Below are 16,091 nucleotides of genomic sequence, written 5' to 3' on the forward strand. Positions count from 1 at the left end.
GACGACGATGTTGCAACTCCACAACCAATCGGTGCTGATTCTGGGCTTGGGTGACTCCGGCCTGGCGATGGCGCGTTGGTGCGTGCGCTGTGGCGCACAGGTGCAGGTGGTGGACACCCGCGAGGCACCGCCTCAGTTGGCTGTGCTGCGCGCTGAGTTGCCGCAGGTCCGCTTCATTCACAGCGCGTTCGCGGCCAGCTTGGTCGACGGTCAAGACGTGCGTGCCGTGTTCAAAAGCCCTGGCCTGTCGCCCGAGTCGGTGGCCCCTGTGTGGCAGGCGGCGCAGACCGCAGGCTTGTGGGTGGGCACTGAGTTGACCTTGTTTGCCCAGGCCTTGCACGACTTGCAAAGCACACAGGCGTACCACCCCAAAGTGCTGGCCATCACCGGTACCAATGGCAAAACCACGGTCACCTCTCTCACCGGTCAGCTGTTGGAGCGCGCGGGTTTGCGTGTGGCCGTGGCGGGCAATATTGGCCCCACCTTGCTTGACACCCTGACGCAGGCCCTCGACCAAGCCGCTGCCGATGAGGCTGTGGCTCAGCAAGCGGCACAGGCGCAAGCGGCCCAAGAGCAAGCCGAGTTGGATGCTCAGCAGGCCACACAGCGGGAGGCTGACGCACAAGCTGCGAATCTGGCTGCCCAGCAGCAGGCGCAACTAGAGGCCGAACAAGTTGCGGCCCATGAAGCGCTGGCCGATCACGACGCACAGCACACAACCCCCGCTTTGGATGCACAAGGCGAGCTGTTGCCCGACGCTGCGCCCGAAGCGGACGCAGCGTCCGAGGCCGCCCAGGACGACGCGCCCTACGAGGTGGACTTGCCACCTTTGGTGCCGCCGCCACCGCCTCCTGCCGATCACCCCTACTTGCCGCAGGTGTGGGTGCTGGAGTTGTCGAGCTTTCAACTCGACGGCGTGGACAACTTCCAACCCACCGCAGCCACCGTGCTCAACCTGAGCCAAGACCACCTGGACTGGCATGGCGACATGCGTGCCTATGGCGCAGCCAAGGCACGCATCTTCGGTGCCCAAGGCCTCATGGTGCTCAACCGCGAAGACCCGGTGGTGATGGTCATGTTGCCGGAACCGGTGCGCGTCAAATTGCAACGACCTCAGGTGCGTGCCCATGTCACCTTTGGTGGCGACTTGCCGCAGCGCCCGGGTGACTACGGCATTGAAAACATGAACGGCATGACCTGGCTGGTGCGTGCCTTGGAAGCTGACGAGACCCGCCGCAAGAAGCGCTTCAGCAGCCCGGAAGATGAAGAAGAAATTCACATTCAGCGTTTGATGCCTGCTGATGCCTTGCGCATCCGTGGCCGTCACAACGCTTTGAATGCCTTGGCCGCGTTGGCCTTGGCCAGCAGCACCGGTGCCAGTTTGGCCCCCATGCTGTACGGCTTGCGCGAATACAGCGGCGAGCCGCATCGCGTGGAATCTGTCACGGTGCTGCAAGACGTGGCGTACTTTGACGACAGCAAGGGCACCAACGTGGGTGCCACGGTGGCCGCCATTCAAGGCTTGGGCGCTGAGCGCCGTTTGGTGGTGATTCTGGGTGGCGACGGCAAAGGCCAGGACTTCGCGCCGCTGTTGAACCCGGTCCGCCATCATGCACGTGCGGTGGTGTTGATTGGCCGTGACGCGCCTGCGCTGCGCGCGGCCTTGCAAGACAGCGGCGTGCCTTTGCATGACGCCGCCTCGTTGCCCGAGGCCGTGAACCTGTGCCACCAGTTGGCGCAGTCTGGCGATGCGGTGTTGTTGTCGCCTGCATGTGCCAGCCTGGACATGTTCCGCAACTACGCCCATCGGGCGCAGGTGTTTGTCGATGCGGTGCAGGCGTTGGCTATTGAACACGGAGGTGCCCTATGACGGCAACCACCCTGGGCCTCAAACAGGGCATGGGCGCGCGCTTCATGCAACGCATCAACGCGCGCATGGGCCGCTTGCTGGGTGCCGAGCCCGATGCTGGCTTAGACGCCTTGCCCGTGCGCGTGCATGGCACCGAGTTCACCCGCACCGGGGCATCCCCTGTGCACGTCAAAGGCTTTGACCAACCCTTGGTGTGGGTCACTTTTGCGTTGTTGATGGTGGGCTTGGTGATGGTCTATTCGGCCTCTATTGCCATGCCCGACAACCCACGCACCGGCGGTTACTACACCCAAACCCATTTCTTGATTCGTCACACCTTGTCGCTGTTTGTGGCGTTTGTGGCAGCGCTACTCGCGTTTCAGGTGCCGCTCAACACCTGGGAGCGCGTGGCGCCGTGGGTGTTCATCGTCTCCATCGTGCTGTTGATGGCGGTGTTGATGCCCTTCATTGGCAAGGCAGTCAATGGCGCACGACGCTGGATTGGTTTGGGCTTCATGAACTTCCAGCCCTCGGAGTTGGCCAAGTTTGGGGTGCTGCTGTATGCCGCCAACTACATGGTGCGCAAGATGGAGGTGAAGGAGAAATTCTTCAAAGCCGTGACCCCCATGGGCGCGGCGGTCTTCATTGTGGGTTTGTTGCTGCTGGCCGAGCCTGACATGGGCGCCTTCATGGTGATCGCGGTCATCGCCATGGGCATCTTGTTCTTGGGCGGCGTGAATGCCCGCATGTTCTTCTTGATTGCCACCGCCTTGATTGGCGTGTTCGGTTTGATCATTGCTTCGTCCGAGTGGCGACGCGAACGTATCTTTGCCTACCTCGATCCCTGGAGCATGGAGCATGCGCTGGGCAAGGGCTACCAGCTCTCGCACTCGCTGATTGCCATTGGTCGGGGCGAAATTTTTGGCGTGGGTTTGGGTGGCAGCGTGGAAAAGCTGCACTGGTTGCCCGAAGCCCACACCGACTTCTTGTTGGCCGTGATTGGCGAAGAGTTTGGCTTTGTCGGCGTGGTGGCCATCATTGCCATGTTCATGTGGTTGACACGCCGCATCATGTACATCGGTCGCCAAGCTATCGCCATGGACCGCGTGTTTGCCGGTCTGGTGGCACAAGGCGTGGGCATTTGGATGGGCTTTCAGTCCTTCATCAACATCGGGGTGAACCTCGGGGCCTTGCCCACCAAAGGCCTGACCCTGCCGCTCATGAGTTACGGCGGCTCCGCCATCTTGCTCAACCTCATCGCCATCGCCGTGGTGCTGAGGGTGGACTACGAAAACCGCGTGCTCATGCATGGAGGTCGTCTATGACGAACTCACCTCGCACGGCTTTGGTCATGGCAGGTGGCACGGGCGGTCACATCTTCCCGGGTTTGGCCGTGGCCGAGTTGCTGCGCAGCCAAGGCTGGCGCGTGCATTGGCTGGGTGCGCCTGCACCGAGCATGGAGAGCCAGTTGGTGCCGCCACGTGGCTTGGCTTTCGAGACGGTGCAGTTCTCGGGTGTGCGTGGCAAAGGCTTGGCCACCCTGGCCCGGTTGCCGTTCAAGTTGGCACGTGCCTTCTGGCAAAGCCTGTGTGTGATGCGCCGTGTCAAACCCGACGTGGTGGTGGGCCTGGGTGGCTACATCACCTTCCCAGCCGGTTTGATGGCTGCACTGTGCGGCAAGCCCCTGGTGTTGCACGAGCAAAACTCGGTGGCAGGCATGGCCAACCAAGTGTTGGCACGTGTGGCTCAGCGGGTGTTCAGCGCCTTTCCTGGGGTGATGCCCAAAGCCGAATGGGTGGGCAATCCTTTGCGCGCCGGGTTTGTCAGCCAGCCCACGCCTGCCGAGCGCTTTGCCCATCGCAGCGGGCCTCTGCGTGTGCTGGTGGTGGGTGGCAGCTTGGGCGCTCAGGCCTTGAACACCTTGGTGCCGCAAGCCTTGGCTTTGATTCCTGTGAGCGAGCGCCCACAGGTGATCCATCAAAGCGGTGCCCAACAAATTGACGCGCTGCGCGAGGCCTATGCCGAGGCGGGCGTGCAAGCCGAACTCACACCTTTCATTGACGACACCGCGCAGGCATTTGCCGACGCCGATCTGGTGATTGCACGCGCAGGCGCGAGCACCGTCACCGAACTGGCCGCCGTGGGTGTGGCCGCCATCTATGTGCCGTTCCCGCATGCGGTGGACGACCACCAAACCACCAATGCCCGATTTTTGGTGGATGCGGGTGGCGGCTGGTTGATTGCGCAATCGCAACTGGCGCCACAAGACTTGGCCAACCGCTTGCAATTTTTGACACGACGCACGCTGTTGGCGTGCGCAGAGAAGGCTTATGCCATGAGAAAAGTGGACGCCGCCCAGACCGTGGTGGCTGCCTGCCATGCCTTGGCAGGCCAAGGGGGGGCACGATGAAACACGCCATTCGACACATCCATTTCGTGGGCATCGGTGGTGCCGGCATGAGCGGCATTGCCGAGGTGCTGTTGAACCTGGGCTACGTGGTGTCGGGCTCCGACTTGTCGGACAGTGCGGCCCTCAAGCGCTTGCATGCCTTGGGCATACAAACCCATGTGGGCCATGCCGCCACGCACATCGAAGGCGCCGATGCGGTGGTGACCTCGACCGCCGTGCAAGCCGACAACCCCGAGGTGGTGGCGGCCCACGCCAAACTCATTCCCGTCGTGCCCCGTGCCGTGATGCTGGCTGAGTTGATGCGCTTGAAGCAAGGCGTGGCCATTGCAGGCACCCACGGCAAAACCACCACCACCAGCTTGGTGGCCAGTGTGCTGGCCGAAGCCGGCATGGACCCGACGTTTGTGATTGGTGGGCGTCTCAACAGCGCCGGGGCCAATGCCAAGTTGGGGTCTGGTGAGCACATCGTGGTGGAGGCCGACGAGTCGGACGCCTCGTTCTTGAACTTGTTGCCTGTGATGGCGGTGGTCACCAACATCGACGCCGACCACATGGACACCTACGGCCACGACTTCAACCGTTTGAAGGCCGCGTTTGTCGAGTTTTTGCACCGCATGCCGTTTTATGGCGCTGCCATTTTGTGCACCGACGACGCGGCTGTGCGCAGCATCTTGCCCGAGGTGTCGCGCCCCATCACCAGCTACGGCTTCAACGAACAAGCCCAGGTGCGTGCGGTGAATGTGCAGGCCGACAACGGTCGCATGCGCTTCACCGTGCAACGGCGCAATGGCGTGACCTTGCCCGATCTGGACATCACCCTCAACCTCGCGGGCGAGCACAACGTGCTCAATGCCTTGGCCGCCATCGCGGTGGCGGTGGAGTTGAACGTGCCCGATGCTGCGGTGGTCAAAGCCTTGGCCGAGTTCAAAGGCGTGGGCCGGCGCTTCCAGCGCCATGGCGAGGTGGCGGCTAAACACGGTGGCCACTTCACCTTGATCGAAGACTATGGCCACCACCCCGTCGAGTTGGCGGCCACTTTGGCTGCTGCCCGTGGCGCTTTCCCAGGTCGACGCTTGGTGCTGGCGTTTCAGCCGCACCGCTACACCCGCACCCGCGACTGCTTTGAAGACTTTGTGCAAGTCATGGCGCGCGCCGATGTGCTGTGGTTGTCTGAAATTTACGCCGCAGGCGAAGCGCCGATTCCCGCAGCCGATGGTCGGGCCTTGTCACGCGCCATGCGTGTGGCGGGCCATGAGGCCTTGGTCTTCGTGGATGACATTCAAAAAATGGCCCAAGTCATTGTCGACAACGCCCAAGACGGCGATGTGGTGATGTGCATGGGCGCAGGCTCGATCGGTCAGGTGCCCGCCCAGGTGCTGGCGCTGACCCTAACCCAGAGTTGATGGCATGAACCGCGTGAATACAACATTCGATGTGCAAACCGCCAAGGTGGCGGTGTTGATGGGCGGCCTGTCGGCAGAGCGCGAGGTCTCGCTCATGTCGGGCAGTGGCGTGCTCAAGGCTTTGCAATCCAAAGGCGTGAATGCCCTGGCCTTTGACCCGGCCGAGCGCAGCTTGGATGCGTTGAAGCGTGAGGGCTTCACCCACTGTTTCATCGCGCTGCATGGCCGCTATGGCGAAGACGGCTCGGTGCAAGGTGCGCTGGAGTTGCTGGGCATTCCCTACACCGGCTCGGGCGTGATGGCGTCGGCCATGGCCATGGACAAGGTGATGACCAAGCGCGTGTGGACCGCGGTGGGTTTGTCCACCCCCGGCTATGTGTGGCTGGATGCCGATGAACAAACGCCCGATAAAGTGGCCGCCATTCCTGCGCAACTGGGCTTGCCGTTGATCGTCAAGCCGCCGCGTGAAGGCTCATCCATTGGCATGACCAAGGTCACCGATGCCGCGCAGATGGCAGACGCTGCGGCCCTGGCCACGCGTTACGACCCCGATTTGTTGTGCGAAGAATTCATCACCGGTGAAGAGTTGACCTGTCCCGTGCTTGGCAGCGGTGCGACCGCCTACGCTTTGCCCGTGGTGCGCATTGCCGCGCCTGATGGCGCGTACGACTACAACCACAAGTACTTCACCGATGACGTGAAGTACCACTGCCCCAGTGGTTTGCCTGCTGACGAAGAGCGTGACGTGCAGCGCTTGGTGGTGGCGGCTTACCGCGCCCTGGGCTGTCGTGGCTGGGGCCGCGCCGACATCATGCTGCGTGCCAGTGACCGCAAACCCTTTTTGCTGGAGATGAACACCTCACCCGGCATGACCAGCCATTCGCTGGTGCCCATGTCTGCACGTGCTGCGGGCATCAGCTATGAAGACTTGTGCTTGAAGCTGCTGGCCAGTGCCACGCTCGATCACCCCGCAGGTGCACACCACCCATGAGCACCCGCTACACCACCCACATGCGCCCGCGCCCCGAGGTTGATACCTCGGTGGTGGTGCCATTGGACGTGCGCTTGATGCATGTGGCGTCGTCGCTCATGTTGACGGCTGTGGTGGTGTGCGCGTTGGTTGCCGGGGTGTGGGCGCTGGTGCGCTTGCCAGCGTTTGCCCTGAACGGCATCACCGTGCTGGGAGATGTGGAGCACAACAACGCCGTGACTTTGCGTGCCAATGTGGCGGCGCGTTTGACGGGTAATTTTTTCACCGCCGATTTGGCTCGGGTGCGCGCTGCCTTTGAAGCCGTGCCTTGGGTGCGCAGCGCCAGTGTGGCGCGTGAGTTTCCCAACCGTTTGCGTGTCACCTTGCAAGAGCACAGCCCCGTGGCGTATTGGGGCGACGACGGCGAGTCGCGCATGGTCAACAGCTACGGCGAAGTGTTTGAGGCCAATGTGGGCGAGTTGGACGACGAAAAGATGCCGCGCTTGCGCGGGCCAGACAGCCAGTCGCAGCAGGTGCTGGCGATGTACCGCACCTTGGCCCCGGTTTTTTCGGAGCTGACTTTGGCGCTGGAGAGTTTGGAGTTGACAGGGCGTGGCAGTTGGCGCGCTCGGGTGGCGCACGGCGCCGTGATCGAGTTGGGCCGTGGCAGCACGGCAGAGGTGATGGTGCGCATGCAACGGTTGGCTCAAACCCTGGTGCAAGCGACAAGCAAGTTGGGACGCAAGGTGACAGCCATTGAATCGGCTGACCTGCGTTACGACAACGGTTATGCGCTTCGGCTGCGCGGAGTGAGCACGACAGACGTGCCCGCTGTGCGTTGACGGGTGGAGCAAGAGTAGAGAAAGAACGAGGCGGTTATGGCAAGAGATTACAAAGATTTGGTGGTCGGCTTAGACATTGGTACAGCCAAGGTCATGGTGGTCGTGGCCGAAGTCATGCCCGGCGGTGAGCTCAAACTCGCAGGCCTGGGTGTGGCCCCGAGCAACGGCCTCAAGCGTGGTGTGGTGGTGAACATCGACGCCACCGTGCAAAGCATTCAGCAGGCGCTGAAAGAGGCCGAGCTGATGGCCGATTGCAAGATCACGCGGGTCTACACCGGCATCACCGGCAGCCACATCCGTGGCATCAACTCCACCGGCATGGTGGCGGTGAAAGACAAAGAGGTGACGGCTGCGGACGTGGCGCGCGTGGTGGAGACGGCCAAGGCCATCAACATCTCGACCGACCAGCGCTTGCTGTTGGTGCAGCCGCAAGAGTTTGTGATCGACAACCAAGATGTGCGCGAACCGATTGGCATGAGCGGCATCCGACTCGAAGCCAAGGTGCACATCGTGACCGGTGCGCAGAGTGCCGCCGAGAACATCATCAAATGTGTGCGCCGTTGTGGTTTGGATGTGGACCGTCTGATGTTGAACCCCTTGGCTTCTAGCCTGTCGGTGTTGACCGATGACGAGCGTGAGTTGGGTGTGGCTTTGGTGGACATTGGCGCGGGCACCACCGATGTGGCCATCTTCACCAACGGCGCCATCCGCCATACCGCCGTGATTCCAATTGCCGGTGACCTGATCACCAGCGACATCGCCATGGCCTTGCGCACGCCCACCAAAGACGCCGAAGACATCAAGGTGGAGTCGGGCTTTGCCAAGCAGTTGCTGGCCGATCCTGATGTCCAGGTCGAGGTGCCGGGCTTGGGCGACCGCGCACCACGCATGCTGAGCCGCCAAGCCTTGGCAGGTGTGATTGAACCCCGGGTGGAAGAAATTTTCTCGCTGGTGCAGCAAGTCATCCGTGAGTCAGGCTACGAAGAGGTGTTGTCTTCGGGCATCGTGCTCACCGGTGGCAGTGCGGTGATGCCTGGCATGGTGGAGCTGGGTGAAGACATTTTCTTGAAGCCTGTGCGTCGCGGCATTCCGCAGTACAGCAGCGCCCTGGCCGACATGGTGTCGCAGCCACGCGCAGCTACTGTGATGGGGCTGTTGGAAGAAGCCGGTATCGACCGCATGCGCGGTGTCAAGGTGTCGCAAAAGAGCGGTTCGGTCAAGTCGGCGATGGACCGCATCAAAGACTGGTTTGTGGGGAACTTTTAACCATGATCCCCACCTCCTTGCTTTACTTGGCGCGCGGCAGTCCGCCGCTTCGCCACCGTGGTCGACGATGGCGACCCGGTGCTGCGCACGCACCGCCCACTTGAAAGGGGCGCGATGCACAACAACAAGCAACAGACGAATTCAAGGCAACTGCAAATTTTTAGATCGATAGGAGAAACATCATGAGCATCGAAATGATCGAAGTTGAAGCATTCAACTCAGGCACACAAATCAAGGTCATTGGCGTGGGCGGTGGCGGCGGTAACGCGGTCGAGCACATGATCAGCTCGGGCGTGCAAGGCGTGGAGTTTGTGTCGGCCAACACCGACGCCCAGGCACTGCGCGTGAGCAATGCGCACAAAGTGATTCAGCTCGGTTCGACCGGCCTGGGCGCTGGCAGCAAGCCAGAGCGCGGACGCGAAGCAGCCGAAGCGGCGATTGACGACATCCGCTTGGCGCTGGAAGGCACCAACATGTTGTTCGTGACAGCCGGCATGGGTGGCGGCACCGGCACGGGCGCAGCCCCAGTGGTGGCGCGTGTGGCGCGTGAGATGGGCATCTTGACCGTGGGCGTGGTGACCAAGCCGTTCGAGTTTGAAGGCAGCCGTCGCATGGCCAACGCCGAAACAGGGTTGGCCGAACTCGAAGCCAACGTGGATTCGCTGATCGTGGTGTTGAACGAAAAGCTGATGGATGTGCTGGGCGACGATGCCAGCCAAGACGAAGCCTTTGCCTTTGCCAACGACGTGTTGAAAAACTCGGTCGGCGGCATTGCCGAAATCATCAATGTGGAAGCTTTGGTGAACGTCGACTTTGAGGACGTGCGCACCGTGATGAGCGAAACCGGCAAAGCCATGATGGGCACCGCCGTGGCCAACGGCCCAGACCGCGCCCGCATCGCTGCCGAACAAGCGGTGGCTTGCCCACTGCTGGAAGGTGTGGACATGTCGGGTGCCAAGGGCGTGCTGGTGCTGATCACTGCCGCCAAGGGTGGCTTGAAGTTGTCTGAGTCGCGCGAAGCCATGAACACCATTCGCAAGTTCGCTTCGCCCGAGGCGCACGTGATTTATGGCACGGCCTACGACGAAGAACTGGGTGACCAGATTCGTGTCACCGTGGTGGCGACTGGTTTGGCCGGTGGCCGTCGTGCTGCGCCTCAGTTGCAAGTGTTGCGCACGGGCACCGATGGTGTGGGCATGCCGATGCACGCCAACAACGCCTCGCCTGCTGGTGTTCTGGCTGCTGCCAGCGCAGGGTTGTCGGGTTTGGCTGCTGGTTTGGGGGTGGGGGCTGCACCTGCGCCCACGCAACCGGACTACAACAGCATGGCCGTTCCCAGCGTGTGGCGCACCAACCGCACACAAGCTGCGGCCAAGGTGGATGCCCTGTCGTCGGGCGGCATGGATGACTATGAAATTCCAGCCTTCTTGCGCAAGCAAGCGGACTGAGTGTTTCAAGCTTTCTATCAAGGTCATTGAAACGAACCATGCCCCCTGAACGGGGGGCTCGGTAAAATTCACCCTGTGCTGAAACAAAGAACCCTTCAATCCCTCACCAAAGCGGTGGGAGTCGGCCTGCACAGCGGCCAGCGTGTGGAGCTGACCCTGCGACCGGCGCAACCCGACACGGGCATCGTGTTCCGTCGGGTGGATTTGCCGCAACCGGTGGACATTCCTATCAGCGCTGTGGCGGTGACCGACACGCGTCTGGCGTCGACCATTTCCAACGCCGGTGCCAAGGTGTTCACGGTGGAGCACTTGATGTCGGCGTGTGCAGGCTTGGGGCTCGACAACCTGTACATCGACATCACGGCGGAAGAGGTGCCGATCTTGGACGGGTCGGCTTCGTCCTTCGTGTTCTTGCTGCAAAGTGCGGGCATCGTGGAGCAAAACGCACCCAAGCGTTTCATCCGTGTCTTGCAGCCGGTGGAAGTGCGCGAGGGGGAAGGTGCCAACGTGAAGTGGGCCCGCCTAGACCCGCACCATGGCTACAAGCTGAGTTTTGAAATTGACTTTCACCACCCGGCGGTGGACTCCACGGGTCAACGCGTGGTGTTTGACATGGACACCGGCAACTACGTGCGCGACATTGCCCGTGCACGCACCTTTGGCTTCACGCGCGATGTGGAGATGATGCGCGCCAATGGCCTGGCCTTGGGCGGTGGGTTAGACAACGCCATCGTGATGGATGACTACAAGGTCTTGAACAGCGATGGTCTGCGCTATGACGACGAGTTTGTGAAGCACAAAATCTTGGATGCCATGGGCGACTTGTATTTGATCGGCAAGCCCTTGTTGGCCGCGTACTCCGCGTTTCGTTCAGGCCACGCGATGAACAACAAACTGTTGCGTGAACTCTTGAGCCGCCCCGAGGCTTATGACGTGGTGACGTTTGAAGATGCGCGCAAAGCGCCACCGGGTTTGGCGCAGCTCGCGCCGGCCTGGTAATTCAGCGACTCCGCCCCGCCTTGTACATGCCGCTGGTGGCGCGCTGCAAGCCAGTGGCTGCGGCCAAGCGCGCCATCGATTGCCCGGCATGTGCGTGTGTGATGGCCAGCCCCAAGGCGTCGGCGGCATCGGGGCCAGGCAGGCCGGGGAGGTTCAACAAACGTTTGACCATTTCTTGCACTTGCGCTTTTTTGGCCATGCCGTGTCCGGCTACGGCCTGCTTCATTTGCAAGGCGGTGTATTCGGCCACGGGCAAGTTGCAGGTGACCAACGCCGTCACGCAGGCACCACGTGCTTGACCCAGCAGCAGCGTGGCTTGCGGGTTGACGTTGACGAAGACGATTTCCACCGCCGATGAGTCGGGTTGGTAGCGTGCCACCACTTCGTGGATGCCGTCGAACAACACCTTCAAGCGCGCGGGCAAGTCGCCTTGCACTTGCTTGTCGGTGCGGATGGTGCCGCTGGCGATGTAGTGCAGTTGTTGGCCGTCTTTTTCCACCACGCCAAAGCCAGTGGTGCGTAAGCCGGGGTCAATGCCAAGGATGCGCATGGTGATGGTTCAGGGCAGTTGCGCGCCGCCCATGCGGGCCACGATGATGTCGGTGCGGCCCGCGAGGTATTCAGACTGCGGAAATTTTTGGTAGTACTTGGGGCGCGGCAACATGACGGCCAAGCGTGCCGCTTCCCAAGCAGCCAGTTGCGCAGCAGGCTTGTGGAAGTAATGTTGCGCGGCGGCTTCGGCACCAAAGATGCCTTCGCCCCATTCCACGTGGTTGAGATAGATCTCCAAGATGCGACGCTTGTCGAGCACGGCTTCAAGCATCAAGGTCAGCACAAATTCTTGGCCTTTGCGCAGGAAGGTGCGCTCGCCCGACAGAAACAAATTCTTGGCCAGTTGCTGCGTGATGGTGGAGCCACCCACCACTTTGGGCGGGCGTGTGGTGTGTGAGGCCGCGCGGCTGGCTTGCAACTCTGCCTTGGCGTTCTTGGCCCAGGCTTTTTCAATGGCGTCCCACTGCACGCCGTCGTGCTGGGCAAAGATGTCGTCTTCTGACGCGATGACCGCACGTTTGAGGTGGTTGGAGATGCTGTTGTAAGGCACCCAGTCTTGACGCCAGCGCAGTCGGTCTTGGCTGGTGACGATGCGCCAGGCCTCCGAGCGTTCAAAGGCTGTGGACTCAGGCGCGATACGGGCCATCAAGGCGATGCGCGCCAAAAAGAAAACTTGCAAACCCAGCCATGCCACGAGCAGCAGCAGCAGCCAGCGCCAGATGGGGGAAGTGCGAGAGAACGTCATCCAGGGGCTCCTGCACCGCCGCGTGTTTGCAAGGTGTTGTTGCGGCTGAAGATGAAGCGCGAGACGATGGCCAGTTGATCGGCTTGTTTGCGCATGGCCGTGGTGAAGCTGCCAAAAGGTCCAGCGCTGGTGGCAATGGCTTGGGCCCGTCGGTCCAGGTCGGGCTGGCCAGAGCCTTGGACCACTTCGGTGCTGAGCACACGCCCATTCGCGTTGACGGTGATGACCATGGTGAGTTCGCCGTAGAGTTTTTGTCCGCCGCGTTCGGGGAAGTACAAGGTGCCGCGTTCTTCGATTTTGCGCCGCAGGGCATCGTAGTACTGGGCGTAGGCCACTTCACGGGTGGCGGGGCTGATGTAGTGCTTGCGTGGGCGTGCGTTGTCTTGGTCGATGCGTTGTTCAATCTCGGCCAAGAGTTTGAGCAGTTGGCGACGTTTTTCTTCCAGCGCTTCTTGGGCCGGGTCGGCTTTTTGGGGTTGCGGCGGGGGCAACTGGGCCAACAAGTCTTTGACTTGAGCCAGCAGCAAGGCCTGTTGTTTTTGCAACGAGGCCATTTGCTTTTGCATGGTATCGGCGCTGTCACCCGCGGTGGTGGTGGCCGCTGAGGGCAAGGGCGAGGCTGCACGTCCGCTGCGTTGTTCGCCACCGCCTGCCAACTGGGTTTGAGCCAGGGCTTGGGCCTTGTCGGGGGCTTTGGACACGACCCGGGTGTTGACCAAGATCACGTCGAGTGGCGTGTCTTTGAACAGGCGATCGAACTGCGCTGGCGCTGCGATGCGCAAGCTCAGCAGTGCAACGTGCACGCCCATTGAAATGGCCAAGGCCCATTGCAAACGGGTGACACGCTGCAAGACGCTCACGCTGGATTGACCTCCGCAGCGGGTGCATCGTCCATGTCCACCGCGATGGCGATGGGGCCGGCAGTTGCGCTGTCGTCTTCATCTTCTGCGGGCTCGGCACTGTCGGTGCCATGGGGCTGGTCAGCGTCGAGCAGGGCCATGAACTGACCGCTGATGTCCAGGGTGATGTCGTCGATCGCACCCAGGCGCAGTTGCACGCGTGCGCCGCGCTGCAATTCACTGTTGCCCAGCACGGGCAACACTAAGGGCAGGGTGTCGGCGCGCGCCATGGGCGGCTGGCCCGGAAAGGTTTTGAACACGGTGGCGGTGAGTTCAGTGATCTGGTGTTGCTTGAGGTATTGCAGCGTCCAGAAACGTTCCATGCCCGCCTGGTAGCCGTTGTAAGCGCTGTAGGCACCGTCGAAGGCCGAGATGATCGAGAACAACTCGGCATCTTTGGGTTTGAACGGCGCAGCCAACGCCGCGGTGTTGCCGTGTTTGGCGCAAGCAATGATTTGCCATTGGTTGACCAGGTCGGTGTAGCGGCGCAGAGGCGAGGTGCTCCAGGCATAGCTGGGCACACCAATGCCGGCGTGGGGCAGGGCTTTGGTGCCCATGCGCACTTTCACGCCCGGCAACAGGCTGGCTTGGCTGCGGTAGATGCCGGGCACACCCAGCTCGTTCATCCAGTTGCCCCACGTGCTGTTGGCGAGAATCATGGCTTCGGCCACCATCAGGTCGAGTGGCGCGCCGCGTTGGCGCACGCTGATCTGCACCTGTTCGTGGCCCGTGGGTGCCAGCCCGCTTTTGGGGTCTTGCGTTGCGTCTGCGCCGCTCACGAGTCGGAAGTTGTAGTCCGGTCGGTTGAAGTTTTCAGGCTTGCCGCGTACCACCTCGCGCTGGGCTTTGAGATGTTGGGCCAAGCGAAACAAAAACGCCAGTTGCACGCGTGGCATGGCAGGCTCTTGCGTGCCTTGTGCGTGCTGGAAATTGGCGTCGTTGAGCCAAGCTTCGGTGACGATGGCATCGAGTTGGTCGTGGCGCAGGTTGGCCGCAATCGGCACACGCTCGATGCGTGTGTCGGTGTGTTGAATGCCTAAAGTGGTTTCGTCAAAGGTGACGTACAGCGACACCGCCGGGCAGTCGCGCCCCTCTTGCAGGGTGTAGGTTTGCACCACGGCGTCGGGCAGCATGGTGACTTTGTAGCCGGGCATGTACACCGTAGACAAACGCTGGCGACCCAATTGGTCGATGGCGTCGCCTGGCTTCAACGCCAAGCCGGGTGCTGCGATGTGAATGCCCAGTGTGACCTGCCCCGAGCCCAGCCCTTGCACCGACAAGGCGTCGTCGATTTCGGTGGTCTGTGAGTCGTCGATGGAATAGGCCTGCACCGGGGCCAGTGGCAGTTCGTCGGCAATGACCGGGGCTTGGACGGCAGGAAAGCCCGTGCCTTTGGGAAAGTTGTCGAACAAGAAGCGTTGCCAGTGGAACTGGTAGGCCGAGGTGATGGCGCCGGCTTGTTGCAGCAGGGCCAGGGGCGCCGTCTGAGTGGCGCGCGCGGCGTCGACCACAGCTTTGTATTCGGGCGCGTTTTTGTCGGGCTTGAACAAGATCTTGTAGAGCTGGGCTTGGACTGGCTCGGGGCATTGCCCTTGCGTCAAGGCCAGTGCCCAGGTGTTGATTTGCTCTTGGATTTGTTTTTTCTTGTCGATCGCAGCTAGGGCTTGCTGGATCACTTCAGCAGAGGCTTTTTTGAAGCGGCCTTTGCCCGCGCGACGAAAGTAATGGGGCGCTTCAAACAGACGCAGCAGGGCGGCGGTTTGTTCGGTCAGTGTGGCTTGGGCGCTGAAATATTCACGCGCCAAATCGGCAAAGCCAAATTCGTCTTCGGGGGCGAATTCCCAAGCCAAGTCCAGCTCAATGGTGGCGCTCAAGGCGTGTGCCTCGCGCATCAAGTCGGCGGGCGAGGGCTTGTCGAACTTGAGCAGCAGCTGAGCTGCCTTGACCTTCACCCGTTTGCCGGATTCCAGTTCAATTTGGGCCGAGCTCTCTGCTTCGGACAGCACCCGACCGGTCTGGAATTTGCCAGCTTCTTCAAACAATGCGTACATGGGTGCGATTGTCCCATGCCCGCCCTGTGCCGTTGCACGATGTGGTGCGGAATTAAGACAGGCCGAGGAAGGCCAAGACTTGGGGGATGTACTGGTCAAAGTCGCTCAGGGCATGGTCACCGCCTTCGAGCACGGTTTGCTGTGCGCCTGCATAGCGGGCGGTCATTTCGCGCCAATCGAGCACCTCATCGCCCTTGGCAATCAGGGTCATGAAGCGTTCGGGTTGCGCTAGGGGGCCAACGGCCAAGGCACGCAGTTCATCGACAAATTCAGGGGCAAAGAAAAAACGCTCTGCTGGGTCGTGCCAGTTGGTTTGCTCGCCGATGTAGCGGCTCAAGTCACGGGCTGGGTCCACCGCAGGGTTGAGGAGCACCGCACGCCAGCCGCGCTGGGCGGCGATCCAGGTGGCGTAAAAACCGCCCAGGGACGAACCGATCACGGCCGAAGTGTCTGCGGGCCAATGGGCGGTGCCTTGCGCGATCAACGCGGCAGCCGCTTGCGGCGAGGGCGGCAACTGCGGACACCACCACTGCACCTGCGGAAAACGCTCGGCCATGAGTGCTGCCATCAAGCGGGCCTTGTTGGACTGAGGGGACGAGCGGAAACCGTGCAGGTAGAGCAGGTGGGTGGTGGGGGTGGGCATGTCAGGAGCTTAAC

General features: G+C 61.6%; 14 protein-coding genes. 9 read left to right on the plus strand and 5 right to left on the minus strand.

What is annotated here, in order from left to right:
• Positions 1-7 precede the first annotated feature (7 nt).
• The 9 genes from murD (at position 8) to lpxC (ending at position 11,187) form a co-directional block, all read left to right on the plus strand.
• Positions 8-1,870: a UDP-N-acetylmuramoyl-L-alanine--D-glutamate ligase gene (murD, locus tag B9Z41_RS03945; protein WP_100145296.1), complete on the plus strand. Its 1,863-nt coding sequence runs from the start codon at positions 8-10 to the stop codon at positions 1,868-1,870.
• 44 nt (positions 1,871-1,914) lie between these two features.
• Positions 1,915-3,174: a putative lipid II flippase FtsW gene (ftsW, locus tag B9Z41_RS03950; protein WP_233202526.1), complete on the plus strand. Its 1,260-nt coding sequence runs from the start codon at positions 1,915-1,917 to the stop codon at positions 3,172-3,174.
• Positions 3,171-4,259: an undecaprenyldiphospho-muramoylpentapeptide beta-N-acetylglucosaminyltransferase gene (gene murG / locus B9Z41_RS03955; protein WP_100145298.1), complete on the plus strand. Its 1,089-nt coding sequence runs from the start codon at positions 3,171-3,173 to the stop codon at positions 4,257-4,259. The genes ftsW and murG overlap by 4 nt, the downstream gene beginning before the upstream one ends.
• Positions 4,256-5,662 (plus strand): UDP-N-acetylmuramate--L-alanine ligase, encoded by a 1,407-nt coding sequence (gene murC, locus B9Z41_RS03960; RefSeq protein WP_100145300.1) that lies wholly within the window; start codon positions 4,256-4,258, stop codon positions 5,660-5,662. Before murG ends, murC begins: the two co-directional genes overlap by 4 nt.
• Before the next feature lie 4 nt (positions 5,663-5,666).
• Positions 5,667-6,653, plus strand: a complete 987-nt coding sequence (locus B9Z41_RS03965; RefSeq protein WP_100145302.1) for a D-alanine--D-alanine ligase — start codon at positions 5,667-5,669, stop codon at positions 6,651-6,653.
• The gene (locus B9Z41_RS03970; RefSeq protein ID WP_233202506.1) at positions 6,650-7,474 is read left to right on the plus strand and encodes a cell division protein FtsQ/DivIB; all 825 of its coding nucleotides are present in this window, start codon (positions 6,650-6,652) and stop codon (positions 7,472-7,474) included. Before B9Z41_RS03965 ends, B9Z41_RS03970 begins: the two co-directional genes overlap by 4 nt.
• Before the next feature lie 36 nt (positions 7,475-7,510).
• Positions 7,511-8,740 (plus strand): cell division protein FtsA, encoded by a 1,230-nt coding sequence (gene ftsA / locus B9Z41_RS03975; RefSeq protein ID WP_100145304.1) that lies wholly within the window; start codon positions 7,511-7,513, stop codon positions 8,738-8,740.
• A gap of 182 nt (positions 8,741-8,922) precedes the next feature.
• Entirely contained in the window at positions 8,923-10,188 is a 1,266-nt protein-coding gene (gene ftsZ, locus B9Z41_RS03980) for a cell division protein FtsZ (RefSeq protein WP_100145306.1), read from the plus strand.
• Between the two features lie 75 nt (positions 10,189-10,263).
• Positions 10,264-11,187: a UDP-3-O-acyl-N-acetylglucosamine deacetylase gene (gene lpxC / locus B9Z41_RS03985; RefSeq protein ID WP_100145308.1), complete on the plus strand. Its 924-nt coding sequence runs from the start codon at positions 10,264-10,266 to the stop codon at positions 11,185-11,187.
• A gap of 1 nt (position 11,188) precedes the next feature.
• Here the strand turns inward: lpxC and ruvC are convergent, their stop codons facing one another.
• The 5 genes from ruvC to B9Z41_RS04010 are packed head-to-tail and all read right to left on the minus strand — an operon-like array spanning position 11,189 to position 16,077.
• Positions 11,189-11,737: a crossover junction endodeoxyribonuclease RuvC gene (ruvC, locus tag B9Z41_RS03990; protein WP_100145310.1), complete on the minus strand. Its 549-nt coding sequence runs from the start codon at positions 11,735-11,737 to the stop codon at positions 11,189-11,191.
• A gap of 9 nt (positions 11,738-11,746) precedes the next feature.
• Positions 11,747-12,484 carry a monofunctional biosynthetic peptidoglycan transglycosylase gene (gene mtgA / locus B9Z41_RS03995; protein ID WP_100145312.1) on the minus strand — a complete coding sequence of 246 codons (738 nt, stop codon included), beginning with the start codon at positions 12,482-12,484 and terminating at the stop codon, positions 11,747-11,749.
• Positions 12,481-13,293 carry an energy transducer TonB gene (locus B9Z41_RS04000; protein WP_100145782.1) on the minus strand — a complete coding sequence of 271 codons (813 nt, stop codon included), beginning with the start codon at positions 13,291-13,293 and terminating at the stop codon, positions 12,481-12,483. The genes mtgA and B9Z41_RS04000 overlap by 4 nt, the downstream gene beginning before the upstream one ends.
• 47 nt (positions 13,294-13,340) lie before the next feature.
• On the minus strand, positions 13,341-15,434 hold the full coding sequence (locus tag B9Z41_RS04005; RefSeq protein WP_100145314.1) for a ribonuclease catalytic domain-containing protein: 2,094 nt from the start codon (positions 15,432-15,434) through the stop codon (positions 13,341-13,343).
• A gap of 52 nt (positions 15,435-15,486) precedes the next feature.
• On the minus strand, positions 15,487-16,077 hold the full coding sequence (locus B9Z41_RS04010; RefSeq protein WP_100145316.1) for a YqiA/YcfP family alpha/beta fold hydrolase: 591 nt from the start codon (positions 16,075-16,077) through the stop codon (positions 15,487-15,489).
• Positions 16,078-16,091 lie beyond the last annotated feature (14 nt).

The sequence above is a fragment of the Limnohabitans sp. JirII-31 genome (assembly GCF_002778315.1).
In the GTDB taxonomy this organism is placed as follows: Bacteria; Pseudomonadota; Gammaproteobacteria; order Burkholderiales; family Burkholderiaceae_C; genus Limnohabitans.

What these genes read in the sequence shown, in the direction of transcription:
- murD (WP_100145296.1), top strand. Translation starts at nt 8, where the DNA reads ATGTTGCAACTCCACAACCAATCGGTGCTGATTCTGGGCTTGGGTGAC.
- ftsW (WP_233202526.1), top strand. Translation starts at nt 1,915, where the DNA reads ATGCAACGCATCAACGCGCGCATGGGCCGCTTGCTGGGTGCCGAGCCC.
- murG (WP_100145298.1), top strand. Translation starts at nt 3,171, where the DNA reads ATGACGAACTCACCTCGCACGGCTTTGGTCATGGCAGGTGGCACGGGC.
- murC (WP_100145300.1), top strand. Translation starts at nt 4,256, where the DNA reads ATGAAACACGCCATTCGACACATCCATTTCGTGGGCATCGGTGGTGCC.
- B9Z41_RS03965 (WP_100145302.1), top strand. Translation starts at nt 5,667, where the DNA reads ATGAACCGCGTGAATACAACATTCGATGTGCAAACCGCCAAGGTGGCG.
- B9Z41_RS03970 (WP_233202506.1), top strand. Translation starts at nt 6,650, where the DNA reads ATGAGCACCCGCTACACCACCCACATGCGCCCGCGCCCCGAGGTTGAT.
- ftsA (WP_100145304.1), top strand. Translation starts at nt 7,511, where the DNA reads ATGGCAAGAGATTACAAAGATTTGGTGGTCGGCTTAGACATTGGTACA.
- ftsZ (WP_100145306.1), top strand. Translation starts at nt 8,923, where the DNA reads ATGAGCATCGAAATGATCGAAGTTGAAGCATTCAACTCAGGCACACAA.
- ruvC (WP_100145310.1), bottom strand. Translation starts at nt 11,737, where the DNA reads ATGCGCATCCTTGGCATTGACCCCGGCTTACGCACCACTGGCTTTGGC.
- mtgA (WP_100145312.1), bottom strand. Translation starts at nt 12,484, where the DNA reads ATGACGTTCTCTCGCACTTCCCCCATCTGGCGCTGGCTGCTGCTGCTG.
- B9Z41_RS04000 (WP_100145782.1), bottom strand. Translation starts at nt 13,293, where the DNA reads ATGGGCGTGCACGTTGCACTGCTGAGCTTGCGCATCGCAGCGCCAGCG.
- B9Z41_RS04005 (WP_100145314.1), bottom strand. Translation starts at nt 15,434, where the DNA reads ATGTACGCATTGTTTGAAGAAGCTGGCAAATTCCAGACCGGTCGGGTG.
- B9Z41_RS04010 (WP_100145316.1), bottom strand. Translation starts at nt 16,077, where the DNA reads ATGCCCACCCCCACCACCCACCTGCTCTACCTGCACGGTTTCCGCTCG.